Genomic DNA, 24,282 nt, shown 5'->3' on the forward strand with positions numbered 1-24,282 from the left:
ATGTATTTAAAAATCAAACGCCTATGGCGAATTATTTTAGTATTGTGATATGAAGTCCTCAACCTTCGGAATCTCCTTCGGTAATCCCTTCCTCTCCCTAATCTTCATCACTATATCAACAAGCATGTTCTCAGGAACTGGTGACCACCTCGCGAACTGAAGGCTCCAGAACACCCTACCAGCAGTGGCGCTTCTCAACTCATCACTGAGGGTGAATGACTCCATGACAGGTACTTCACCCTTTATTGCGACCATGTACTCAGACTGCACCATATCAATGACCTTACCCCTATGCCTATTTAACACGCCGATTACTGAACCAATGTTCTCCTGCGTCGTCTTAGCCTCTATAGATAGCATTGGTTCAAGCAATGTTGGCCTGGCCCCAAGTATTCCAGCCATTATTGCATTCTTTGCAGCTGGCATTATTTGCGCAGGGCCCCTGTGTGCTGGGTCCTCATGAACCACCGCATCATGAAGTATAACCTTCACGCCCCTAACTGGCTCCTGGGCCAATGGACCTGACTGTACAGACCACCTAAAGCCCTGCACAATGTAGTCCCTTATTTCCCTTAGGTATTGTATACCGGTAGTTTTATCTATTAATACGTTTATGTACTGCTCATCAATGGCCCAAATACCCCTGGCCTCATCAGCATCCCAACCAGCCTTCTCCCTAAGTATCTTGGCCCTTTCCTTTGGATCCTGGTCGTCAGTAACCTCACCAAACTGAATTAGCCTAATGGTCTCTTCGTCAAGCGGCTCAACACTTATGTAAAGTCTATTGTGCTTATTCGGTGACTTGCCCTCGAAGGTCGGTGATGCAGCCCTAACGGTTTCCCTAAACCTAACCAATGGCTGTGATACCGTGAAGTCCAGCTTAGTCCTCTCCTTGAGTAACCATGCGGCAATCTCCAGGTGTAGCGTACCAACACCACTCAGCAGTATCTGGCCGGTCTCCTCATCAATCTTTAGGCTTAGCGTTGGGTCCTCAATTGTTAACTCCCTAAGTCCCTCAACGAGTTTTGCAAGGTCGTTTGGGTTCTTTGGTTCTATGGCTACGGTAACCACGGGCTCGCTTATATACTTCATTCTCTCGAATGGTGCGGCTGCATCCTTAATTGATGCAGCTACTATGGTTTCTCCAGCCCTAGCATCATCAACGCCCAGTAGGGCAACTATGTTGCCGGCAGGCACCTCTGGTATTACTATCCTGTTTGGACCCATGTATAGGTACGTCTGCAGAACCCTCTTTGTTGTCTTGGCGTTTATTAGGTAGACTTCGTCGCCCTCCCTAACGGTTCCACTGAAAACCCTGCCAGTGGCTATTAAGCCGGCATGCGGGTCCTTGTTCATCTTACTTATCGCCATTACGGTTGGGCCATCTGGGTCAGCCTCAAGCAATGCCTTACCCAGTGGTGAGTTCAAGTCGCCTTTCCATATCTTTGGTATTCTATACTTCTGGGCAACGTTTGGTGGCGGAACATGCTCAACAATCATGTTCAGTATGGCCTTATGGAGTGGGAATTCCTGGGATAATTCCTCAACGTAGTTCTTCTCATAAGCATCGACAATATTGCTGAACTTAAGACCAGCCTTTGCTGCCTGCGGTATTGTGACACCCCACTTATATAATGCAGAGCCTAGGGCTACCTGGCCCTTAGATGGGTCGACCTTCCACTTATCCTTGAAGGCAGGGTCTGCGTACATGTCAATTAGGTTGTTGAAGTCTTTAACGATCTCAATAATCCTCTGTTGGATCTCGTTTGGGTTAAGCCTGAGCTCCTTGATTAACCTATCGATCTTATTGACGAATAATACGGGCCTAACCATCTCCTCCATTGCCTGTCTAACTACGGTTTCGGTTTGGGTCATTACGCCCTCAACTGCGTCAACGACGACCAACGCACCATCCATAACCCTAAGGGATCTCGTCACGTGTCCCGTGAAGTCAACGTGTCCCGGTGTATCAACGAAGTTAATTATGTATGGTTTGCTTTCATACTCGAAATATAGGCTTATGTTCGCGGCCTTAACGGTCATTTGCCTTAATTGTTCTATTTCCACATAGTCCATTGCAAGGGCCTTACCAGCGACCTTAGGGCTTAGTAGACCGGCGCCCATTAATAATGAGTCTGTTGTGGTTGTTTTGCCGTGGTCAACATGCGCCAGTGTACCGGCATTCCTCACTTGGGCGGGATTTCGCATCATTGATAGTATATCCTCGATTTTCTTCTCAATGATCCTAACTGCCATCGATAATCAAAACCCAGCGTTAAATACTCCTAATAAACCTTTCTAATAACGAAACGTAACAAGGACTACTCACCGCGTCTGTTGCGTCTATTTTTCCTCGCGTACCTGCTACATGAATTAATTATTGAACGTAGTTTATCAGAGCAATTAAGGTAATGCTTGGCGTCAATGGCGTGGTCGTTAATCACCCTATTCAACTCATTGAGAACAAAATCCCTAGAAACCCTCGAATAACCCCTCTTGCAGTTACTCAATGAGTAATCAATCAGTAGGTAGTAAACAGACGGGGCTGCCACCTCCGCAGGTAACGAAGTGAGTAGTAATTCCCTGGCTACATTAAGGTGAGTATGGCTGTGCCTAAGATAGTGACCACCACCAACCCCAACCAAGTGGGCTATTTCATGCGCAAGGACTTGCCAACCCCAGTAGACTGCGCAGTTGCTGAAATCATGCCTAATACGACCACTACTAATATGAATACTGACGGAGTTATACCTCCGGATATACATAACGTAACCATAGACATGCCTATAACTAACCCTTCCATGAACATAGACACTACGCACATCTCCAGGAACACCAAATAAACGGGCATTGTTAAACATCGCAATTATGAAGCTAACTACGTCAGACTCACCTAATGCGTTCCCCCTGAGCAGGTTAATCACCGACTCACTAATACTGTAATTGACACCATAGTTTACGGCCTTAACCCACATCATGTTGGTAATCGCATTGCTTTATAAGTAATGTTCCCACGAAGAATCAGCCCCAGGCTAAACTCCTCACCAATCGGCGGAGATGCATATCATCATCAAATCAACATAAGGACCTTAGGGAATTTAATATTAATTAGCCTCTTAGGTTACATTAATGGGTAATGGTTAGGTGGATGAGGCTTACGGTGATCAATGATAATAAGGCAAATCCGCCATTACTAAATGATTGGGGATGGAGCGTACTAATTGAGACTGATAAATGGGTATTGCTTTATGATGCAAATACGGAACCAAGGGTGATGGAATACAATATTAAGGCGTTGAACATAGACCACGGCAAGATCGATGCTGCATTCCTAAGTCATTACCATGCAGATCATTATGGGGGTTTCAGGTACATAGGTGAGATTAAGAAGGGGTTAGTGGTTTACGTTCCTGAAACGGATAATACACTAGGTAGGTGGGGCCTTAACCCAGTGGTTGTCAGTGATCCAAGGGAGATCCTTGAGGACACAATAACTACCGGCGTAATGAGGGGCATGGGCGTTAATGAACACTCACTAATTATTAAATTGAATGGTTATGGTTCGGTTATTGTGGTTGGTTGTTCTCACCCTGGCATTGATAACATAGTTAAGAGGGGGTATGGTTTGTTTGGCGATGTTTACCTTGTGGTTGGTGGATTCCATGGACCAACCAGGCAACAACTCGATTCAGTCGCTAAGTACTCAAGGTACGTATGCCCAGCGCACTGTTCTGGAGATGAGGCGAGGCATTATGTAAGTACCCGATACCCGGGGAAGTATTGCGACGTCAGAACAGGCAGCATTCTCAACCTACCTATTACTGGATTAACTCAGAATAGTCCTTAAGGGTTCCTGCCCAGGGGTCGCGTAGATGGCTAGCGGTATGTAATATTTAATGAAATTAGGAGGATCAGTGGTGAATGATATGCTGGCACATACTTCACCTGCCAATTGATCATAGATTTAGGGTGTCAGCTAATTAATAATAGAAAGACTTTTTAACACGGAACGCGAGGTATAGAGGTATGATGAGCGCATTGATGATACTCGTACTTATTTACCTAACTGGAAATAACTCACTCGTGTTAATTAACGTAACGGCACAGGTACCAATGCCATTAGTAAATATAACATTACCAGTTGAACCACTGGGCCCCGTGACCGTAGTGAATGATACAGGGCAATCAATACCATATTATATAAATAATAATGAATTAATAATTCCAGTGGTAGATCAAGGCAACATCACAATAGAGTACACGCCCTACATAGAAATACTGAACAATGGAACGTTGCAACTTCAATTGTCATCGAACTACGAAGTACAATTATTCATTGGAAGTGGTGTATTACCAACGTCGATACCAAATAACATAACGAACTTCCGGGAAACAAGCAATGGCGTCGTAATAACCCTAGCCCCAGGCAATTACACAGTAAACTTCATAACAACGAACTCACAATACACAACCCAAGCACCCAATACACAGCAAACAACAAAGGCCATGGGCAAGGCGCAGTCACCATACACATCACTAGACCTGGACTATGCGATAGTGATTGCGTTTGTGGTTCTCATAATAATTGCACTAATGTTCATTAGTCATAGAAAGGAAAAGACAAACAATGCAGGTAAATACTAATAAACATCCAGTGCGCTAAATCAATTTGTGAGTCTAAAATTACCACCGTATACCTTCGACGATTTCCAAGTTGGAATGAAAATGAAGTCACAGGGATTAACGGTCACCGAGACCCACATAATACAATTCGCAGGACTAACAGGGGACTACAATCCACTGCATGTGGATGACTTATTCGCAAGAGAATCAATATTCGAGGGCAGGGTAGCACATGGACTACTGGTCCAATCACTCGCACTTGGGCTCTTTGCGCAGTTAGTTGCCGGAACAACAATAGCCCTACTTGAGGTTAACTCCAAATTCCTCAAACCAGTGAAGATAGGCGATACAATCTACGTGGAGTCCGAGGTTGCTGATAAAAAACCAAGCAATAAATACAATGGCGGGGTAATAACCTTCAAGCATGAGGTAAAGAACCAAAACGGCGAAACCGTAGCCACAATAGAAACAAAACTAATGGTAGCAAGAGGACCAGCAATGAAGAAAAATGTAATAAAAACGTAAAAGTCAATGACCACGGTGCGTAGCGCTTTTAAACTGGTTCCTTGACCTTGTTATTAGCCGGGTCGTCTAGCGGCCAAGGATGGCGGGCTTTGGGCCTGTACAGGGTAGAAACCCGTTGACCCCGGTTCGAATCCGGGCCCGGCTACCAATTTATATTGCAGATAATGGGACTTTATCCTGGTGTTTTTGGTTCGTGTTCATTTGAGATGGATTTCGTTACTTGTCACGAAGTACCGTGACAAAACCTTATAGTTCAACTCTGAACAAGCCCTAATGGTGATGGTTCACGACTATTAAGCCCTCAGTTAGGACCATTGTAATTACAATGTTTATAGTTACGTTCTTCACCATAGCTTTCTCGATGGTTGTTGTTACTAAGGCGTCACCCAATGAGCTGGGCTTCACCCTTATACCAATTGGTAATGTCGTGGCTACCGCAGTATCACCGAGTGGTTATATTGCGGCTGTCACTAATAATCCCAATGGTACAGCAACGTTATTCCTCATAGATAATGGTAAGATACTATGGAGTAAGCCATTGCCAGCTCAGATCTGCGTATATAACGATGGTAATCACCCATTAACGTTTGTTGGTGATGAGTACATAATTGTTGCGGACTGCAATAGTGATGTCATGTTAATCAACATCAATGGGGGAGTAGTATGGGTTGATAACGACCTAGAGCCTGGGAATAGTGCAACAGGTGTTGATAGTTATAGTGATTTAGTCCTCGTAACCTTCGGCATTTCCTGGAATAACACGGGTGCGCCCGATGCCATGTTACTGAGTCTCAGTAATGGTGAGGTTATTTGGATGTTCACATACCAACCATACACTGGTGTGCCACATGGCACCCGTGGATATCCACTATTCAGCGGTAATGGCTACTTCGCCTTCTCAATGGGTAATGGATGGGCTAACGGCGGCACAGTATTCTACTTTAACAATACTGGTCAGTTGGTTTGGAGTTACACGTATGGTGGTGGTTATGACCCATTCTTCACGGCGATAACGCCAAGTGGTGATTACGTCATTGTACAGACGATGGACCTATTCAACGTTAATGGAGGTAACACGACATTATTTAACTTGAATGGGCAGGTCGTTTGGAGTTATGTGACGGGTACCGTGGGTAATAACCAATTCACAGGTGGCAATCCACTATACATGTCACCAAATGGTGAGTACTTCGCAGTAGCCACAGACGGCGTTGGATCACAATACAATGGTGTATACCTATTCAGCACTAACGGCCTTATGTACCACGCAACAATATTCCCAAGCACAAGTACCTGGTCCTGGCCCTCAGTAATTGTCTTCAATAACGGCACGGTAATTGCAGGTCTTAATAACCAACTCTATGAATTAGATACACAAGGTAACGTAATAGCCATGGCAACACTACCCTACGACATAAGCGACTCAATAGCCATAACAACCAACGGGCAGGTAGTGGCAGTAGGAACAGAAGGAGGACTAATAATCCTTGCACCAAGCCAAGTGGTGCCACAGTACGGTAATGCTGTTATCAATGTGTTTAATGTTAATGGTAAGCCCGCATCCACAGTCCCAGGAGCTGTTTATGGCCTACTGATGAATTCGAATTTCCAAGTGTTTGCCTGGGCCTACATGAACAGTAACTCGCAGTTGATATTCAGTAATGTGCCGCCCGGCACATATGTGCTATACATATACCACTACCCGAATTCAGGCCTTAACTACACGGAGTATTGGGGTAACTTAACGGTCACGGTCACGGCAGGCCAAACCAGCACCTACAACTTCACCAGAGACATGCCATGGATTGAGAATATGTATGCCACACAATCAAGCAGTGGTGCGTACACAATAAACGTAGTCATCAACAACTCACAGGACACAAGCCTCAATGGGGTAGTCACTGTCTATGTTTCAAGCCAGGAGAGCCAATCAAGCGCCCAGGTACTCACGCAGTCAGTAACCCTAAGCCCAGGAACAAACACTGTGACATTCACATACACACCAAGCCAACCGGGCACGTACTACGCATACGCAGTACTCAATGTAACGACACAGCAACCACTAGGCCAACCAATAGCCACAGACCAATACAGCTGGACACAAATAATCCAGGCATCGTCAACAACCACATCCTACATACTCGTTGGTGATGCCCAAATTCAGAATAACGCGCTCATACTAACTAATGATACACCGGACACGTATGGTGCCGTGTTTTGGCAAAGCTACTTCGACAGTAATAAGGTGGTTAACCTTGAAATTAACGGTAGTGGTTTCTCAAGTACTGGGTCTGTTCCTGGCGATGGCTTCGTGTTCTACCTATTCCTGAATCCAAGTAATTGGGGTATTGGGCCGCAGTTCAATAATAACGTGCCCTCATACTCGATATCAGGTGTAAGCCCAGTAATGGGCAATGTATTCTTCCCACAAAGCACAACACCGTACATAGTTGTTCAATGGGACCCAATTTGGCAGAACGTGTATAGGCAAGTGGGCGTTGTTGGGCAATGGAACGTGTGGATAATAGGGCCAAAAGGCCAAGTGATAAAGGCATGGAACGGAATAGGATCAGAATCAATTTTTGCACCATACTCTGTGAAAATTGAAATTAGTTATGATCCAAGTACCAATACACTAATGGGGATAGCATTTACATGGGGGTTTGCAATATCGTTTTTTGCACTTAATCTAAATGGCTACTTTACGCCACCGAGTTCCAGTAATTACGTCTTTGGTGTCGGCGCAGCTACAGGCTTTTATCATGGTGAATGGTATCTTGATCAATACACATCCTACTATAATGTTGCTGATTATTATGTAGGATACACACAAGGTTCTAATGTAATGTTAGAAGAGCTTGGAAAACTTATAAATAATACTTTATATGGTATTGGTTTACCTGGATATAGCACTGCGGTTTCACTTTCTAGCCTTAATTTAGTGAGTGTTGATTTTAGTGGTATAACTAATTACGTGGTTACGATTAACATCAATGATTATACAAACAATGGCGTTACCTACATACCAATACCAAGCCAACTCACGATAAATCTAACGGACCTACTATGGCCACAGGAAGCATACACGAGTGGACACGGCTTTAGCTTTCAATCTTCATCAAATGATTTAATATACATTGTTTTTATCTCTGAGGGTAATGAGTACGGCGTTGTGAATAATTGGAATCCGTTTCTCGATATGTACTCCTACGCCAATTACGGCACTAATTATTCACCTGACGGTAATTGTTATGGGCTCTCGAGTACGGCAATACTATACTTCAACCGCTATATACGTGGCGAAAATACGATAGATAGCTTAGTAGTGCCCTATTATCCGTTGCAGGATTATGGACTGACCACGACACCAGCTTATACTGCACAATTATACCTAGGTTATGTTAATTTAAGTGATGATCTGCTCATTTCGCCACCCCAGTACAATTTAATGCCAGCGGCATTAGAGATTGCAGTACATCAATTTTTTGACCCAAATAATTATTTTCAATTTAAATCCTTTCTTATTGGATCATGGGCTATTGTAAGTCTAACCCCTAATGACTTTAATTTACTAATTAATATTTTAAATAGCGGGCACCCAGTTGCGTTAGTGATGTTTAGTAGATCTGCCACCGGGGTAGGTATAGGTTATGCTATTGGTTACCCCTCTGTTATACATGCTGTTGTTGCCTGGGGTTACGCGAAGCTTGCCAATGGCTCTTATGCAATACTGATTAGCGACCCTGTCTTTCCGGGTACTATTAGGGTTGCTATATACAATCCATCAACTGATACCTTCCATTATACATGGCCCGATGGCACCACATACATTACATTCTTCGTAATAGAGCCTACTCCGGCTAGGTGGAGTTGGTTTAGTAGTTTTAGTAGTAGTTGTGTTAATGTTAAATGTGCTAATATTACTGAGGAGTTGTCGCCGTATACTCTTATTGTTGTTTATGCTGGTTCTCAGTCTAATGAGATTAATGCTAAGGTTTACCTTAAGGGTAATTCTTCCATGTATGATACCTTTAACCAGTGGGGTGATTCGCAGTCCTTTGTTGGTTATATTCCTGGTAGTACTGGTGTTTTTGATGGTGATGTTGAGGTCTTCGCAATACCCAACCAGTACGATGGTGATCTCGAGGTTGATCCAATAGGCACCAGTGTTGGCATATTCATAATGCAGGTCTCAAGCTCCTCAATCAAGGGCTTCCTAATCAACGCAACATCAAGCAAACCAATCAATGTCACCATTGGCTTAAGGCCATATGGTCTCACCATTACATCTAGTTCCTCAGCAAGCTTGAACGTAACAGGTTTCTATATGAGCAGTACTAGGGTTATTGTTAATTCCACAACGGCTGAGCTGGAGCCTAATGAGGCAACCATAATAAACTCCACAGACCTAATTGGCGTACCTTTCCTAACAACGACAACCACAACGCCAGTGTCTATGACTATTCCGCCACCCCCGTCATATGCATTCGTCAACGTTATTGCCCCTAGCTACGCCAGTTGGCTTGTTTCTGCAATGGCCTCCAATGGTTGGTATGCCGATTACATGGGCGTAGGATCGATGAGTTTTGGACCTGCCTATATTGGTGAGCCCGGGACTACCGTGACGTTCAACGTCACTAGATTAGGGCATTGCCCAAGCCCATCAATAACCTATGAACCATCGAACACATTAAGCCTAAACTACGGACCTAATTATGAGACGATAATAATTAATTGTGAACCAACGATGAGCGTGGCGTTAAATGTAACGAGCGGTGGTGGTGTCATAGCATTAGTTAATGAGCCAGGCCTTGGCCAGAGACAATTAATACTTAATGGACCAACAATAGAAAGCCTGGAACTACCCATTAACACCACAATCACCATATACGCATGGCCATTGCCAGGCTTCACTGTGGGTGGTATTTACGTTAATGGCAACGCCATGAGCGGCACCAACTTGTATGGAGCCTACGTAATAACAGACACAGTGACAAGCAACCAGAAAATAATAACGCAATTCAAGTAAGTCCAGCGTTACGGCATTTCCCATTAAAATCAAAATTCTATTTCTCTTACGACAAGACCTCTTATATTAATTTAGTGATTTTTGTCACGGAATACCGTGACAATTCCTTAAATATGTTCTGGAAATAAGGGGTATGGTGGTTGTTTGATGAACATGGGTATGGTTGGGTTATTGGTTGCCGTGATTGCCCTGGCTATTGTTTCCGTTTTCTTCGCGTACCAATGGTACACAGCAATACTTAGTTATAAACCGGTGTATCAATCATTAGAGGCAGAATACAACTCATTACTTTCCAAGTACAATTCATTAATGACTAACTATACTAACTTGGAAAGCAGTTATAACTCCTTAGAGGGTAATTATAATACCCTACAATCCCAGTACAATTCACTTCAAAGCCAATACAGTACCCTGCAGTCAAGGTACAATTCACTAACGATTAATTACACGAACCTACAGTCCAAGTACGATGCATGCATATCCATGCAGACACCCTTCACAACCTCAGGAACACCAACAACATTACCCGCCGGTACTTATTATGGCCTTGATATAGGAACATATACGCCTTATACGAATTTAACACTTGGTCCAGGCACTTATGTCTTTACTACGCAAACTCCGACAATACTTTACTTACTTATTAGTTCGCAACCTGTAACAAGTCAAAGCTTCAATCTCCAATTAACGCAAGGTACATCGATCTTCATGGGCGAGAACTCGATTACATTAACTCTTAATAAGCCTGAGTATGTGGCCATATTAACACCAACGCAGACGCAGTTAACTATTACATATAACGGAAAGCAGCTATATATAACTGCAATTCAAAGTGCCCCTAATAATCAAAATAGTTGTGGTTATAATGGCTATCCCTACGGTTATCAGGGATGCGGCCCCATTTATATAGTACTATGGTTAACAGATGGTTCCCATTACTTCTATGTGAATGGAGCACCATTCTGCACTGGGTTTACGGCAAATCCGGTAATGGGTGAGGAGACGATACCCATTGGTTCAGCTAACACATGTTCGGGTGTAACCAATGGCTAAATAATTCGTTTACATAATCATAATTAAAAAGTATCATGCTTATATTTGTATTGGTATTTTTAGTGTTCCTGGTGGCGTTAATGATATTCCATGCACTATGTTGTACCTCTTGCTTATGCTAGTCCTCACTGAGCCATAACCTGTTAATTCCACATCACCTAAGCTTATTCGTCCATTTATGCCGTAGCTCCTCGGTATCCTTATTATAATATCCTTAATGTTATTGAGTATGTCTAAGCTGAAGTAATCTCTTGGTGGGTAGTAGTATAGGTTGAATGAGTAATTGTAGTTAAAGGTGCTTCCTGGGGCCATTGGTTTGCCTAGATTAAAAACAAGGTTGCACATATTTAATGGGCATTTATCCCTCTCCAGTCTCTCCATTACCTTTACATCACCGCACCTGAACCTTAGTGGTTCATCCCAGTCGATATCTCCATAAACCCTTATGAAGACGTTATTTATATCCACAAGGCCCGTGTTCTGCATCGTTATAGAGACATTGTGCTTCATAATTAGGTAATTGTCCGTAAGCTCATTAACATTGAGTACTATCTTACCCCTACTAATTAGGCTCCTGCGTGACACAGGCAGTGCGAGGTCATAACCCTCACCACTAACGCACTTAATAATAAAACCCATCTTGATACCCTTGTCCAATATCCTGGATAGCTTTTGTTGGTGCCACGAGGTCACTCTCATCAAATCGGTGAATTTAGCACAGGGAACATAAAATAATAACTTAGTCATAGCTGTCAACAAAAACTGTAAATCGTTATCAAGATAATACTTCTTAAGTTGCACATATAAATTAATATTGATGATTTAAAAATCTATCTAAAAACGAAATTCATAAATTTATTTTAAATCATTATTTGAATTTATAATAAAGTATTTATTATTTGATTCTCGGATCCATTTATTTAGTGCATGAATTTTATATATAATACTATATTTTACATTGCAAATTTATCAATAGTAATAATTAAGAAATCTTTTGAAATAAAATAATGTGGTTATCTCATATTATTATAATATTATTTCACATATACTATTATTTTATTCATAATTTAATTAAATAATCGCATTATATCTAAAAAATTTCTATACAGAATATTATAGTTAAATAGTGCTTTGTATATCGCGGCATACTCATTATGTGCACTCCATTGTTGCGTGAAATTCCTGAATATGGCAAGTATTTTATAATCACCAGAGGTTGACTAAGTAGTGCCCTAGTAATTGCGTTCATTAAGAAAGCTGTATGGAACGAAGCGACTACTAGCATTGTCATGAATACCCTAGCCAGAAACAAATTGTCATAATCAAACACCATATGTTAATTTAAAAGGTAGTGGAGTGATTTAATCGTGGTGCTAACTTACTTTGCTTTGACTTTTATGGTGCTTCTTGTCATTAGTAGTACTGGGAGTAGTGCTAATACGCCGATCAGTGTTAGGGATGTGTTGAATAGCATTGCCCAGGTTGCACTGATGGTGTATATTAAAGCGAATGCTAGGCTTCCTAGTATACCGCCGAGCGCCTTGCCTGTGTATAGTATTCCGCTATTTACCGTGGAAAACCTAGTCCCGAAGACTTCACCGGCTACGTTGAAGTATAGCGTAATCATGGAACCTCCCGCAAAGCCTATTAGTACTGTGGATGCCGCCACCTGGCCTGCCCAGAGCAATACGGCTCCAATGGTTAGTAGGGCGTTAAGAAGAAGTGTAGTTCTCAGTATGCCTAACCTATCCGCAATAAATCCAAAGATAGGTCTCATACCGCCACTTAATAGGGGTAGTACTGATATTAGCGTAACGAGTTCCCATTGGGGCAATTCTTTGCCAACTACAGATAGCTCGGAGGACACCACTGCTAAGGGCACGACGGCTCCCACGAATGACATATAAATCAACCAGAATCTGCCGGTTAGAATTACCTGACCAGGTGGTTGTCCGGCTAGTTTTATTGGGTACTCCGAAAACCACAGCAGTACGGGCAGTACCATTACCTCAATAAGTCCTATGACCAACGTTACTATCCTGTAATTAGGGGCCATTGATATGAAGGGGTTGGCAATGGCGGAGCCTAGGCCGAAGCCCATGGACACAATGCCTGTGGCGAACCCCATCCTATCCCTAAACCACTTCATTGCCATGTTAGCCGCTATGCCATAGAGTATGCCCTCACCAATGCTGCCCATGGACCAAAACACATAGAAGTAGTAAATATCGTGGGATGCGTAGGTTCCCAGGAAACCCAATGCGGACAGCACTGAGGCTATTATGCCGACCTTCTTAGGTCCATTCTTGTCCGCGAAATGACCACCCACTGGTTGAAATAGTGATGAGAATATACTAAACAATGCAAAGCCCAGGGCCACCTGAACCACGCTGGCCTTAAACCCAGTTATTAGAAGTGGTTCCAGTGCATTCCAGGAGTATTGATAAAGTGAGTTAAAGCACATAACCACAAAGCCTATGACAAGGAATTTGCCTCTATCCACAGGGTTCTCACCAAGGTGGTGCCCTTGGACACCGGTTCCTTAATAAACTTTAACTGCCCGAATACTACGAATTATTAATATTCATGATTATTAATCAAGCCTTGCAATGAAGTAAGGCGCTAAGGATTAAGGAAAAACATGCGTTTTAAATAATATTTTGCAGTGGAGTTGATTAATTGATGATCTGCCATCGAAGTCGTAATAGATGGCCATGATTGATTTTGATTTGATATAATTCGTGGTTAATTTATCGAAACAGTACTTGACATGGATTGAACAATGATGTGAGTTATGCACGTTGATTGCATCATGTACTTTGAGCCTGTGCCCTCTATTGTGCCTCCTGGGTATGTTATGGAACTTGATACTGCGTTTATTTGTATGCAGGTATTGGGTGGTGTGTCTATGGTTATTGATGAGCCTGTCACATTAATGCTGTAGTTTCCTGGCCCCTGTATTTTGATTACGCCTGTTGTTGATGATACTCTCAGTGTCGTATTGCCTATGTTTTCCAGTTTTACATTTATGACTGAGCTCGATAGGGCTAGGTAGGCATTACTCATGTTATTGACTTGGATGTTTATGATCGATGCTGAGTAATTTATTAGGAGCTCCTTGACTCCTTTTGGCAGGTATACACCAGTGTTGGGAATGCATGTGTATATGGGGTAGAATTGCTCCCTTGGGCATGTGATTGAGATAAACTGTATGGATAGGGCGTTGTTGGTCTGCATTGCTTCATAATGCATGCTTGGTCGTGGTATTAATGGGGTATAGGTTATTACGTTGCTTATCTTAATTTGGGGGCCATTGTACGTGGTCACGTATATGGAGCCAGGTACCTCTGAGCTTATTATAACTGTGGGCTCTGTGTTGTAGTTTGCATTGTAAGTTAGTCGGGGTAGCAATGTGGGTACTACGTATATCACTAAGTAGGTCAAGGTTGCGGCAATAATTATCGCAATAATTGCCTTAATTGTGTAATCCATCTTTATCACTCCTCCATTGCTTTCTTAAGCTCCTCAATCTTGGCACTCAACTCACTGATTCTATTGCTCAACTCGGTTATCTGCCTCTCCAGGTCAGCGCCGGCCTTGTTTCTTTCCCTAATCACCCTTGCCCACACTGGTATAGCAACAATAAGTACTACGAAGGCGAATGGAATACCATCAATACCCGCATAAGCTACAATAAAGGCAATTGACGCGGCTATGGCAAACCACACAATAGCAGACACAATTATTAACCCTCTTTCACTTAGCCCGTTGCTCATCACCACCACCTATTAGCTTCACTATGTAGTCTGGGTCCACGATTAATTTGAAGTCCACTAATTGGTAGTACCTCAGGGCCCTCGCCTCCCCAGGTATTAACTCCACCCTCGAGATAACCAAACCAGCCCTCTGAAGCTTGTTCAAGTGAACCTTTGCCAATGCCCTGCTTATACCAAGTCTCTTCGCAATATCCGCTAGATAGAGGGGCCCATTTAGTTTCAGGAGAGCGATTATCCTTAGCCTTATTGGATGGCCCAGGGCATCCATGGCCCTTGCCAAGTCCTCCAGGGATTTTACCTCCGACATACATATCGATCAGGTAATTAAAAAATTACTAGTTTTTAAACATTACTCAAGTATTTATAATATAACTAATTAAACATCATACTCAACGATGTAAGCAGTTAAGGATAAATAGTGATCAAGGTATGTAATTATCATAGTATGAAGGACAATAACCTGGAAGACCTAATACCTGGTATGCTTATTGCCGCATTTGGGTTAACCATTATAATAATAGTCCTGGTTATAATACCGATTAACATAACCAATAGTTTACCAATTGTTAAAGGGCAAACATGGTATGTAACCAATAGGACAACTGAAGTACTTATAATAAATGCCACGCGTCCAATCAATGTAAACGTAACAGCTGTAAATGCGTACTTCAGAGCAGCCGTTGTACCATTCACACAGGCACCCACGCTATCATCACGTAAACAACTAATAATACTTGCATACCCATACTGGTCCTTTTACAGGGCTAATCTATCCAATCTAGGGCTCATAAGGCTCACAAGTAATCACGCGAAAATTATAATAAACTTAAACCAAGGCCAGGCATTGATCATATGGTTATATAGAATCACCCCACCAAATGCGACAATTTACCTCACCATGCAGTATAGAGGGCGCCCACCATTAATGAAAGGATATATCCCCTTAACAACACAATTATTCATGTCATCACTAGGTGTATTTCTGGTAATAATCGGAATTGTAATGATCATATTGCCAAGAATACGAAACAAATAGCGTGTACAAACTCTCTTAGGAAGTGCAAGATTTTTAAATAATAGAAAAGGCTCAGCATAATGAGCCATTCAAGGCCCCTTAGTAAGGTATTGGCGCTTGTTTTTGGCGTTATACTCATGGCGATAGGTGTTGCCGTGATCCTTGGTATGCTCTTCCTCATACCCATGTACATGATAGTCAAGCCGGTAGCTATTTTGGGTGGTTCATCATCATTCACGATCACAAACAATTCAGTCGTACTTACCATAACGGTATCAGCACCCACAAGAATAACACTAACGGCAATTAACGCATATTTCAAGATAGCCATTGTACCAGTATCATCATTATTGCCATTCAACGATACGTACCAATCATCGTTCTTTACCCATTGGGTTAATTTATCGATGGTTCATGGCGTAAACTTTACGGGCAATTACACAAGTATAACGACTGAGTTAAGGCCAGGCTATGTATTGTTGGTGTGGCCGTATCAAGTAAATTCAACCTATGCATTATTATCGTGTGATTATAGGCAATCATTAACATACAGCCAGCAGACCGCAGGTAATCCAGCGGTCTTACTATTACTTATACCGCCGTTACTAATATGTACTGCTTTATTATTTGGTGGGATTGTGCTAATTAGATGGTCAAGGAAATAAGTCCAGGTAATTACCTAATGACCGCAAGAGGGACCTTGCCTACTTTGCCAATTTATAGCGAGGCCTTGGGTATAATACGATTACCCTACTGGGCCTTCCTGATGTTTCATGGGTAATTACCCTGACATACTTACCTGCCCTTCTCATTGCCCCGCCTAGCTCCTCCTGTGTCGGTCTCCTCCATGGTGTGCCTGGTTTTGGTATCAATGGGTCAATTATTAGGACTGGGTCCCTCACAATACTTGCCAGGTATTTCGCGATTTCCTCAATGTCTTCAACATCGTTTAAGCCAGGTATTAACACGGTTTCGAAGATAACCCTTACATTATCCTCAATTAATCGCCTTATGTTCCTTAGGATAGGTTCGAGGAGCTTTCCAGTGTATTTAATGTGCTTATTTGGATCAAGGGTTTTAATTCCAACAACAGTCTCGCAATTAATGCACTGCCTCAGTTCGTTAAGTAATTCACCACTTATTTCATAGGCATTCGTCAGTATTCTTGTCCTTAACTTTCTATTTCTTAAATCCCTGATTATCATTGGTAATGCGGGATCAATCGTCGGCTCCTCACCCCCAAGAACGGCCTCCTCTAAACCATAATTCGTTATTGCATAATTGATTATTTCTAGAAATTCATCCATGCTTAATAATCCTTGAAACTTCAATCTGGCCAGTTCATTATTGTTTAGGTGATGATCCCATGGAGTCAGCCTCCTTATGCACCATGGGCAGGTAAAATTACATCCTAGGAATTGTACGTAGGCTGAGCGTATGTCTACGTAATACGTTATGTGACTAATCCTTGTACTCACATGGTTGGTTAGGAATCCTATTTTTAAATATGGCCATTAAAAATTAATAATGCATTAAATTAAACCTTATTTTGATGCTGATGACTTGCCCAACTGATGAATGATGTGGCTTTAGGGGCTGGACTTAGACCATTGGTTCTGCGTCAGTACTCTTCAGTGCTGAAATGGCTAACTCCTTATCATACTGGGGCTTATTACCGGCAACACCAATGGCGAATAATGAACCCTGTAACTTAAAGGGTATTCCACCAGCCGTCACTGTCAACCGCTCATTCCAACAAACACCATACTCAATACCCACCTCATTCATTATGGAATCTGATGAGACTCTAAAGGCTACTGCTGTCCAGGCCCTATCGCGTGAGACCTCAATATAGCCATAGGGAGTCCCATCCATCCTATAGATCAATACCGGCCATCCCCACTCATCAGCTATTGTTATAACCACTGGACGCAGCTTCTTCTCTATGACATAGTTGATCACAGCATCTGCCACCCTCCTTAATGACCTAAGTCCATCCTCGCCGGCGAAGTCTATATGATCCTCCCTATAAAATGCGCTCAACCCCGCCTGTGCTATTGCCTCATCCTCCTCAGCAGAGCCACCACTATGCCCTATACCACCAATAACCCTATTGCCCGAGACCACGGGTACTGAGCCGGGTATTATCGTGAGCCTACCACCATACTTAACATTAAGTCTCCAACCCTGACCCCTCGTAATAACCTCAAGAACTCTAGCTGATGTTTTCATTGTTGCTGCAGTCCAGGCCTTGTCAATTGCTATATCGAAGGTCGCGGGTGGGCCATTGTCCCTACGTTCAACCGCAATTACATGACCACCCTCATCAACCACGGCAAAACTACCTGGTGGCACCTTATTATCCTGGGCATACCTAATCATTGCATTAATCATCTTCTTCGCGATATCTAGAGTTAAGAATCTTGGTACGCTCATGATGATACACCCCTCCTAGCCCTTGGGTCAAAACCCTTCTTAGGCTCAAGCCTAAGTCCCGACTGTATTAATAACTCAATTACCTTCTTACCGAGCATTGGTGATGCTGATACACCGGCAGGACCGAGCACTATGTTGATCCAGTTAGGCACGTAATCAGGTATGTCAACTACAAAGTCATGCCAACCAGTATCTGCGTTTGTGTATGCCATGAACCCTGTGAATGACTTAACGATATGTCTTTCAAAGGGTATTTCTGGGAATAATTCCTTAGCAACCTTAATATTATGATTAACGGCTTCCTCGCGAACAGCCTTATCACTCTTATATGTGAGTTCTAGGTAAATACCTGATCTGGCGAAACCATAAATATTAGGTAATACGGCCTTTACATGGGGTAAATCCTCCATCCTAGGTAGTACGTGTACCTCATGACTTATTAATTTACCAACCTCCTCATCAAAGTCTGTTAATGTACCCTTCAACGGAACTATTGAGAAGTTCCTTGCACTAACCATCTCAGCAACTCTATCAACCTCAATACCGGAGGCATTAATCACAAAGGTTGACTTAATGATTAATCCCTGCCTAGTATAGATACTATACGTTATACCTTGTCTTTCAATCTTAGTAACTTCCTGTTTAAGTAAGAACTCAACACCATTAGCCTTAGCATTCTCAGCAAGAGCCTTGGCAACCTTAATCGGGTCTATAATGCATAGATTTGGGTCATGTAGTGCGCCCAAGGCGTTCGGCATAACATATGGCTCCATATCCAGAAGTTGCTTTCTATTCACAAACTCGAGGGGTTGAAAACTACCCTCAGGAATGTAATAAGGCGCATTTGGTTCAAGTGAGGACTTGAACGCCCTTGAGTAAAGCCTTAGGTATCTCTTGAAATCAGCCTTATCCCTAATTAGCCAAAGACCACCAACCCTCTTCAATGGAAAGTTCAGTTCATCAGCAAGTTTCGGCCAAAGCGGTATGCTCTTAATATTCAATTCAGCATGGAGCGTACCTGGCCTGAATGACAGAGAATCGCCACCTTGACAGACCAAGTTATGGTTTGTTGATGTACTTTCTAGACCAACATCGTCATGCATATCAATAACAGCAACATTAATGCTGTATTGAGACAACTCACGAGCTATGGACACACCGGCAATACCACCACCAATAATCGCAACATCAAAATTAAGTGGTTCCAGCATATGTATTTGTGCTTATTTTAGTTATTAAATAATGTGAATAAAGGAACTATATATTTAATGAGGTTCACGCACTGGAATAAACTAAGTACTTAATGCCGTTGAACACAACCTCTTTTGTGAAGTTCCTTATTTCATCAAGAATCGACATATCCAAGTTATTCCTCTTAATGACATCCATTACCTGCTCGATAGTCATTGGTTGTATCTTAAGGATGCCTAACAAACTATTTACTGGATCATCCATATCTATATGAAACTCCCCTCTCTCAATATAATCTATTATGAAAATCCTATCACTATTCACATACCTCGAAAGCACCCTAGCAAGATTAATTAGTACATCGGATGCTGGTGGTTTAACCCAGGACTCAGCCGGCGGTCTTGTTGGCGCCATCATATAAACCCTATCCGGCTTATATCTTCTTAGGATGTTACCTATGCGCTCCATTTCATCCTCATTATCATTAACCCCCTGCACAAGCATTACCTCGGTCCATATTTGCCCACTAAACACCTCACGGAATCTCTCAATACCCTCTATGAACATATCAAAGGTTATATCCCTATGAGGCCTATTGATCAGCCTAAATGTTTTCTCTCTCCCTGCATCAGTACTTACCTTAACCACATCCAATTCACTTAACCAAGACCTGACCCTTTCATCAATTAACTTAGCCCCATTAGTCAATATTGCCAATGGCTTAACCTGGTTATTCTTAGCCCATTGTATTAGCTTTCCAAGCCCAGCATATAATGTTGGTTCCCCATCACCAATAAATGTTAAATAATCATACTCCCTGGTCCTTACAGCCAACCCTAACTCCTTAATTATATCCTCAGGTGGGTAAAACATCCTCAAGTCATTTATTACGTACCTTGTCCTGCCAAGTTGACAATATATGCAGTTGAAATTACAGTACTTAAGCGGGACAACATTGACACCCAATGATCTACCCAATCTACGTGAAGGTACAGGCCCAAAGACATGATTAGCCATGTTAACATCTAGGGTACTAGCATTTATTAAAAATACTTTATTAAACGTTGTACTTCTATTTCTAATTAATTAGTAATTGAATATAAATATAAAATCACTGAAATCAATAGCTCTTTCTACACCTGAATTCATAGTTAGCTGTATAATCCTAGAGTAATACAAATAAAATATGTATAATGTACTATTATTAGAAAGGGAATCTAAATATTAATTGTTATTGCTTAAAGAGTATTCGTAAGTTTTTAGGAAGGTTCTTTATGAGATATATTGATGATTAGCCTAAGGACTGAGGTTTCAGAAAGGATCTACCGAGAGGCAATGATGTCATGCCTAAAGCCCTGGTACACTGATGATTGCCACAGCTGTAAGTCTGAGTTCTCAATGTGTCTATCGAACTACTTATCGCTACTGAACTAGGGCAATACTTAAAGTCATTAAATATTAAAGTCAACCCGTGTCTTACATATTTCCAAGCGAGGAATGGGTTAAGGCATTATGCTTAAGCCTTAATAACGATAAGGAATTCCTTGGTGCAATCAATGGCTGGAATATAGAGGTTCTACTCGTAGGCAAGAACCTAAGTAATGAGGTCATTAAATACCTAAGTAGTACGTATGGAACCAGCGATATTAAGATGATAGGTATTCTCCTTAAATTCAACAACTCATGCAAGGAGGTCTCCCTACTGATAAACCCTGAAATTAATAATTATCATAACGTAGTAATAGCAGACTACGATATATGGCTCAAGGTACTAGATGGACTAAATGATCCAGTAACCACAATGCTCAGCATGTTCAAGAAGCTGGAGGTCAGGGGTAGTATGATGACCCTCGTTAGACTTGCCGCTAATACAATATCCCCGATGGCTAAGGTCATAAGGAGAATACCAACAAAAATATTGAGATAATTTTTAATCGAAGACACCACTAGACTAATTATTACCAGTCCCACCAGTGTCTCCTACCGCCGTGCCATCCTCCGTAGAACCAACCCCAACCTGGACCCCATGGTCCAGGAGGCGATTGGTATGGATAACTCGCATACCAACTCTTGAGGTTCTTGCCAAGATCCGTCAGTTCTACATATTCCTCATTACCCTCCTTAACGACTCTTATCAAACCAGCCATTTGCAGGGCACTTATTGCATAGTCAAAGGCAGCGCCGTAGAGTGGTACCTTGCCTCTTAAATCACTGATCTTTACCTTATCCGTTATTTGGTTCAGTATTATCCAGGTACCCCATCTAGTTATGCCGAACATTTTTCTTACCAATATCGTTTCTGATATCGGATTTAAAAACCTTTCTCTTCCATTGTCTCACTGAACGGTTATTGCTTATGAATGCATTTGAATAGATTTGATAAATTTTCAATTTACCAATAACATCAGCAGGAAAATATGCCCTGCATTATCAATTATGATAAATCACTACTTTAGCCTCTGAATATCAATTGGTGTGCACGGTATTGGTAATATTACACTAACGTTCTGCGTGTCATTAAATACCGGGGAATCTATATAATAATGTATTGGCATTAAGTACCTAACACCAGCGTTTTTGGCGATCTTTATGGCGTCACTAGTTGTTGAGTGCCCATGCAGGTGCGAAATATCCTCAGCGCCTGGATTTCCTGACGTTTCATGTATAAGTAATGTGCATCCCCTAGCCAGATTCGCAACATTCGTGGACGGTCTAGTGTCACTGCTATACGTAATACATGATCCATTAAATTCCTCGATCCTGAAGGCGAGTGAAGGTACCGTGTGGTCCGTGGATGCTGCGGATATTTTATAATCATGATTTATGATCACGGTCATTGGTTCAGGGCTTAAATCAATTGGGTGGAACTCAACAGCGGATACGTACTGAGGTATTCCAAGGGTATCAAAGAGCCTAGGTAGGTCCACGTCCCTGGGGCCATAGACCTTGAGAATTTTGCCAATTGACCTTGCATACAGGGCAATCGTTGAAAGCCCCATTATATGATCCCCGTGCCTATGCGTTAATAGTACAAGATCTATTTTATCCACATCAAAACCACACATCCTTAATGCTCTGTACGTGCATTCACCAGCATCAATTAATATCCTTGAATTACCAACTTCCACAATAAGGGACGTATTGCCGAGCAAGGGATTTGAGATCCAGCCACCAATACCAAGCGGTATTACCCTCACAGATAAGCGATCATTATTTACCTTTATTAAAGTAATGGGCTGAAACCCACTGCCAATGATTAAATCACGCCCTGGGCACTTGAAGACCTCTCAAGGTTAGACTAGGAAAACCAGTTCAAGGATTGCGAAAATGGCGCCAATGAAGGTCCACCAAGTAAACACTAGATTAAGGGCTGCAACAACAATACCTAAGGTCCTAGTCTCTGAATCGCTTGGTCTTGATAGGAGTAGGATGCCGGCACCTAGATTCAATGCTGCGAATGCTATTGCAATGAGTGTCAACGCCCAAGCAAACGTAGTTAGTATGCTGGATATTGGCACTAATATTATTGACATAATTCCAAGGAATAATACAGGCATCAGTAGGAATACCCCGGTAACCAGCATCAATACACCTGCAACCCTGGGCTCGCTCATCGATATAAACAAAACCAGCGATTTATATACTTAATATCCATAAGCCCTTTTAATCCAATCAACGACCTCCCTAATGCCAATACCAATGGCAGGTTCAACACTGCCAAGAACCCTCCTCAATCCATCACAACTATATTGCGTATTAATATACCTAAGTAGTGACCTACCGCCAGGTAGGAAGGGACTGACAAGCCCCGGTGGTACCGGTATCCTAATACCATTAACGCCAATGTATTCCGCCATTAACTCCGCAATATTTCCCAAGCCATACAACTGGCACTCTGCAATGTATAGGAAGGTATTCCTGACTTCATTACTTATGGCCAGTCTCTCAAGGGCACGCATCAAGTAGCCCACATATATAGCGCTCACTGCGCCTCTGATATATGGAATCAAGCCCCTCTTTACGAATCTATAGAGGCTCAGGAACTCATTGTGGTCGTTATAATAGCCATAAACAAGCGTTGGTCTGACAATGACGTAATTAAGCCCCTCTGCGCCCAATTCTCTAATTGCTCTTTCGCCGTCGCACTTGGACCGCTCATAATCGCTCTTAGGTTTTACATATGCATAGTCACAATGCCTCGGTTCCTCACTTATGAAGCTACCGAGCTTTCCTGACGCAGCGGATGCGCTTATGTGTATGAACTTTATTGACTTATCAATACTTATTATGGCCCTTGCCAAATTACGAGGAACCTCAACATGTGCATCCCATAGGTCCCTCCACGAACCACTTAACAACCCCACAGTATTGAAGACATAGCTGGGCCTTACTTCATTTATCGCCTTCTGTACCTCATCATAATTACTTGGTTCGAGCCTGCGCGGTTTTACATTGCATTCAAGGAGGTCTTTCATCATTAATGCCTTGCTTCCATGAACTGATCTATATGTTATATAAACCTCGAATCCCCTATCAACTAGGTATTTGGCCAGGTTGGTTGATATGAACCCAAGTCCTATAACTAGGGCTTTATCCACAATGTCCTATTTATGACAATTAATAATTAAGTCTTT

At 42.2% G+C, this 24,282-nt stretch carries 24 protein-coding genes and 1 tRNA gene; 10 read left to right on the forward strand and 15 right to left on the reverse strand.

Annotated features, from left to right (window positions below):
* Window positions 1–36: 36 nt before the first annotated feature.
* Complete coding sequence (locus Vsou_RS03070; RefSeq protein ID WP_188602800.1) at window positions 37–2,256, reverse strand: elongation factor EF-2; 2,220 nt, start codon at window positions 2,254–2,256, stop codon at window positions 37–39.
* A 65-nt stretch (window positions 2,257–2,321) separates the two neighbouring features.
* Window positions 2,322–2,978, reverse strand: coding sequence for a hypothetical protein (locus Vsou_RS03075; protein ID WP_229709744.1), 657 nt, complete (start codon window positions 2,976–2,978; stop codon window positions 2,322–2,324).
* 158 nt (window positions 2,979–3,136) lie between these two features.
* Here Vsou_RS03075 and Vsou_RS03080 point away from each other — a divergent pair, with 158 nt between their 5' ends.
* From Vsou_RS03080 to Vsou_RS03105, 6 genes are all read left to right on the forward strand, one after another.
* Window positions 3,137–3,847, forward strand: a complete 711-nt coding sequence (locus Vsou_RS03080; protein WP_188602801.1) for an MBL fold metallo-hydrolase — start codon at window positions 3,137–3,139, stop codon at window positions 3,845–3,847.
* Window positions 3,848–4,026: 179 nt separating this feature from the next.
* On the forward strand, window positions 4,027–4,644 hold the full coding sequence (locus tag Vsou_RS03085) for a hypothetical protein (protein ID WP_188602802.1): 618 nt from the start codon (window positions 4,027–4,029) through the stop codon (window positions 4,642–4,644).
* 75 nt (window positions 4,645–4,719) lie between these two features.
* A complete protein-coding gene (locus Vsou_RS03090; protein ID WP_188602861.1) occupies window positions 4,720–5,148 on the forward strand; it encodes a MaoC/PaaZ C-terminal domain-containing protein in 429 nt (142 codons plus the stop codon).
* A gap of 55 nt (window positions 5,149–5,203) precedes the next feature.
* A tRNA-Gln gene (locus Vsou_RS03095) sits at window positions 5,204–5,296 on the forward strand.
* A 177-nt stretch (window positions 5,297–5,473) separates the two neighbouring features.
* Complete coding sequence (locus Vsou_RS03100; RefSeq protein ID WP_264890764.1) at window positions 5,474–10,177, forward strand: outer membrane protein assembly factor BamB family protein; 4,704 nt, start codon at window positions 5,474–5,476, stop codon at window positions 10,175–10,177.
* A 147-nt stretch (window positions 10,178–10,324) separates the two neighbouring features.
* A complete protein-coding gene (locus tag Vsou_RS03105) occupies window positions 10,325–11,230 on the forward strand; it encodes a hypothetical protein (RefSeq protein ID WP_188602804.1) in 906 nt (301 codons plus the stop codon).
* 39 nt (window positions 11,231–11,269) lie between these two features.
* Here the strand turns inward: Vsou_RS03105 and Vsou_RS03110 are convergent, their stop codons facing one another.
* From Vsou_RS03110 to Vsou_RS03130, 5 genes are all read right to left on the reverse strand, one after another.
* Window positions 11,270–11,929 (reverse strand): hypothetical protein, encoded by a 660-nt coding sequence (locus Vsou_RS03110; protein ID WP_188602805.1) that lies wholly within the window; start codon window positions 11,927–11,929, stop codon window positions 11,270–11,272.
* A 679-nt stretch (window positions 11,930–12,608) separates the two neighbouring features.
* Window positions 12,609–13,733: an MFS transporter gene (locus tag Vsou_RS03115; protein ID WP_188602806.1), complete on the reverse strand. Its 1,125-nt coding sequence runs from the start codon at window positions 13,731–13,733 to the stop codon at window positions 12,609–12,611.
* Between the two features lie 242 nt (window positions 13,734–13,975).
* On the reverse strand, window positions 13,976–14,722 hold the full coding sequence (locus Vsou_RS03120; RefSeq protein WP_188602807.1) for a hypothetical protein: 747 nt from the start codon (window positions 14,720–14,722) through the stop codon (window positions 13,976–13,978).
* Window positions 14,723–14,727: 5 nt separating this feature from the next.
* Complete coding sequence (locus Vsou_RS03125) at window positions 14,728–15,006, reverse strand: hypothetical protein (RefSeq protein WP_188602808.1); 279 nt, start codon at window positions 15,004–15,006, stop codon at window positions 14,728–14,730.
* Window positions 14,987–15,313 (reverse strand): ArsR/SmtB family transcription factor, encoded by a 327-nt coding sequence (locus tag Vsou_RS03130; RefSeq protein WP_188602809.1) that lies wholly within the window; start codon window positions 15,311–15,313, stop codon window positions 14,987–14,989. Before Vsou_RS03130 ends, Vsou_RS03125 begins: the two co-directional genes overlap by 20 nt.
* 138 nt (window positions 15,314–15,451) lie before the next feature.
* Between Vsou_RS03130 and Vsou_RS03135 the strand changes: the two genes are divergently transcribed.
* Both Vsou_RS03135 and Vsou_RS03140 read left to right on the forward strand, forming a co-directional pair.
* A complete protein-coding gene (locus Vsou_RS03135) occupies window positions 15,452–16,042 on the forward strand; it encodes a hypothetical protein (protein WP_188602810.1) in 591 nt (196 codons plus the stop codon).
* Window positions 16,043–16,101: 59 nt separating this feature from the next.
* Complete coding sequence (locus Vsou_RS03140) at window positions 16,102–16,686, forward strand: hypothetical protein (protein WP_188602811.1); 585 nt, start codon at window positions 16,102–16,104, stop codon at window positions 16,684–16,686.
* Window positions 16,687–16,725: 39 nt separating this feature from the next.
* Here Vsou_RS03140 and Vsou_RS03145 read toward each other — a convergent pair whose 3' ends face one another.
* The 4 genes from Vsou_RS03145 to Vsou_RS03160 all read right to left on the reverse strand — a co-directional run bounded on the left by Vsou_RS03145 (window position 16,726) and on the right by Vsou_RS03160 (window position 20,665).
* Window positions 16,726–17,499: a radical SAM protein gene (locus Vsou_RS03145; RefSeq protein ID WP_188602812.1), complete on the reverse strand. Its 774-nt coding sequence runs from the start codon at window positions 17,497–17,499 to the stop codon at window positions 16,726–16,728.
* Window positions 17,500–17,623: 124 nt separating this feature from the next.
* A complete protein-coding gene (locus Vsou_RS03150) occupies window positions 17,624–18,457 on the reverse strand; it encodes a GlcG/HbpS family heme-binding protein (RefSeq protein WP_188602813.1) in 834 nt (277 codons plus the stop codon).
* Complete coding sequence (locus Vsou_RS03155; protein ID WP_188602814.1) at window positions 18,454–19,668, reverse strand: NAD(P)/FAD-dependent oxidoreductase; 1,215 nt, start codon at window positions 19,666–19,668, stop codon at window positions 18,454–18,456. Before Vsou_RS03155 ends, Vsou_RS03150 begins: the two co-directional genes overlap by 4 nt.
* A gap of 64 nt (window positions 19,669–19,732) precedes the next feature.
* Window positions 19,733–20,665: a radical SAM protein gene (locus Vsou_RS03160; protein WP_188602815.1), complete on the reverse strand. Its 933-nt coding sequence runs from the start codon at window positions 20,663–20,665 to the stop codon at window positions 19,733–19,735.
* A 270-nt stretch (window positions 20,666–20,935) separates the two neighbouring features.
* On the opposite strand from Vsou_RS03160, the gene Vsou_RS03165 reads away from it, so the two are divergent.
* Together Vsou_RS03165 and Vsou_RS03170 are read left to right on the forward strand one after the other, a co-directional pair.
* Complete coding sequence (locus Vsou_RS03165) at window positions 20,936–21,082, forward strand: hypothetical protein (RefSeq protein ID WP_188602816.1); 147 nt, start codon at window positions 20,936–20,938, stop codon at window positions 21,080–21,082.
* A 37-nt stretch (window positions 21,083–21,119) separates the two neighbouring features.
* Window positions 21,120–21,575, forward strand: a complete 456-nt coding sequence (locus Vsou_RS03170; RefSeq protein ID WP_188602817.1) for a hypothetical protein — start codon at window positions 21,120–21,122, stop codon at window positions 21,573–21,575.
* A 31-nt stretch (window positions 21,576–21,606) separates the two neighbouring features.
* Here Vsou_RS03170 and Vsou_RS03175 read toward each other — a convergent pair whose 3' ends face one another.
* The 4 genes from Vsou_RS03175 to Vsou_RS03190 all read right to left on the reverse strand — a co-directional run bounded on the left by Vsou_RS03175 (window position 21,607) and on the right by Vsou_RS03190 (window position 24,246).
* Window positions 21,607–21,927 carry a hypothetical protein gene (locus Vsou_RS03175; protein WP_188602862.1) on the reverse strand — a complete coding sequence of 107 codons (321 nt, stop codon included), beginning with the start codon at window positions 21,925–21,927 and terminating at the stop codon, window positions 21,607–21,609.
* A gap of 168 nt (window positions 21,928–22,095) precedes the next feature.
* Window positions 22,096–22,845: an MBL fold metallo-hydrolase gene (locus Vsou_RS03180; protein WP_188602818.1), complete on the reverse strand. Its 750-nt coding sequence runs from the start codon at window positions 22,843–22,845 to the stop codon at window positions 22,096–22,098.
* 96 nt (window positions 22,846–22,941) lie between these two features.
* Window positions 22,942–23,262: a hypothetical protein gene (locus tag Vsou_RS03185; RefSeq protein ID WP_188602819.1), complete on the reverse strand. Its 321-nt coding sequence runs from the start codon at window positions 23,260–23,262 to the stop codon at window positions 22,942–22,944.
* A 30-nt stretch (window positions 23,263–23,292) separates the two neighbouring features.
* Window positions 23,293–24,246 (reverse strand): NAD-dependent epimerase/dehydratase family protein, encoded by a 954-nt coding sequence (locus tag Vsou_RS03190; protein ID WP_188602820.1) that lies wholly within the window; start codon window positions 24,244–24,246, stop codon window positions 23,293–23,295.
* Window positions 24,247–24,282 lie beyond the last annotated feature (36 nt).

It is taken from the genome of Vulcanisaeta souniana JCM 11219, from assembly GCF_026000775.1.
GTDB lineage: Archaea > Thermoproteota > Thermoprotei > Thermoproteales > Thermocladiaceae > Vulcanisaeta > Vulcanisaeta souniana.

Coding starts and splice junctions, on each gene's coding strand:
- Vsou_RS03070 (WP_188602800.1), bottom strand. CDS start 2,256: ATGGCAGTTAGGATCATTGAGAAGAAAATCGAGGATATACTATCAATG.
- Vsou_RS03075 (WP_229709744.1), bottom strand. CDS start 2,978: ATGATGTGGGTTAAGGCCGTAAACTATGGTGTCAATTACAGTATTAGT.
- Vsou_RS03080 (WP_188602801.1), top strand. CDS start 3,137: ATGGTTAGGTGGATGAGGCTTACGGTGATCAATGATAATAAGGCAAAT.
- Vsou_RS03085 (WP_188602802.1), top strand. CDS start 4,027: ATGATGAGCGCATTGATGATACTCGTACTTATTTACCTAACTGGAAAT.
- Vsou_RS03090 (WP_188602861.1), top strand. CDS start 4,720: ATGAAAATGAAGTCACAGGGATTAACGGTCACCGAGACCCACATAATA.
- Vsou_RS03100 (WP_264890764.1), top strand. CDS start 5,474: ATGTTTATAGTTACGTTCTTCACCATAGCTTTCTCGATGGTTGTTGTT.
- Vsou_RS03105 (WP_188602804.1), top strand. CDS start 10,325: ATGAACATGGGTATGGTTGGGTTATTGGTTGCCGTGATTGCCCTGGCT.
- Vsou_RS03110 (WP_188602805.1), bottom strand. CDS start 11,929: ATGAGAGTGACCTCGTGGCACCAACAAAAGCTATCCAGGATATTGGAC.
- Vsou_RS03120 (WP_188602807.1), bottom strand. CDS start 14,722: ATGGATTACACAATTAAGGCAATTATTGCGATAATTATTGCCGCAACC.
- Vsou_RS03125 (WP_188602808.1), bottom strand. CDS start 15,006: ATGAGCAACGGGCTAAGTGAAAGAGGGTTAATAATTGTGTCTGCTATT.
- Vsou_RS03130 (WP_188602809.1), bottom strand. CDS start 15,313: ATGTCGGAGGTAAAATCCCTGGAGGACTTGGCAAGGGCCATGGATGCC.
- Vsou_RS03135 (WP_188602810.1), top strand. CDS start 15,452: ATGAAGGACAATAACCTGGAAGACCTAATACCTGGTATGCTTATTGCC.
- Vsou_RS03140 (WP_188602811.1), top strand. CDS start 16,102: ATGAGCCATTCAAGGCCCCTTAGTAAGGTATTGGCGCTTGTTTTTGGC.
- Vsou_RS03150 (WP_188602813.1), bottom strand. CDS start 18,457: ATGAGCGTACCAAGATTCTTAACTCTAGATATCGCGAAGAAGATGATT.
- Vsou_RS03155 (WP_188602814.1), bottom strand. CDS start 19,668: ATGCTGGAACCACTTAATTTTGATGTTGCGATTATTGGTGGTGGTATT.
- Vsou_RS03160 (WP_188602815.1), bottom strand. CDS start 20,665: ATGGCTAATCATGTCTTTGGGCCTGTACCTTCACGTAGATTGGGTAGA.
- Vsou_RS03165 (WP_188602816.1), top strand. CDS start 20,936: ATGATTAGCCTAAGGACTGAGGTTTCAGAAAGGATCTACCGAGAGGCA.
- Vsou_RS03175 (WP_188602862.1), bottom strand. CDS start 21,927: ATGTTCGGCATAACTAGATGGGGTACCTGGATAATACTGAACCAAATA.
- Vsou_RS03185 (WP_188602819.1), bottom strand. CDS start 23,262: ATGAGCGAGCCCAGGGTTGCAGGTGTATTGATGCTGGTTACCGGGGTA.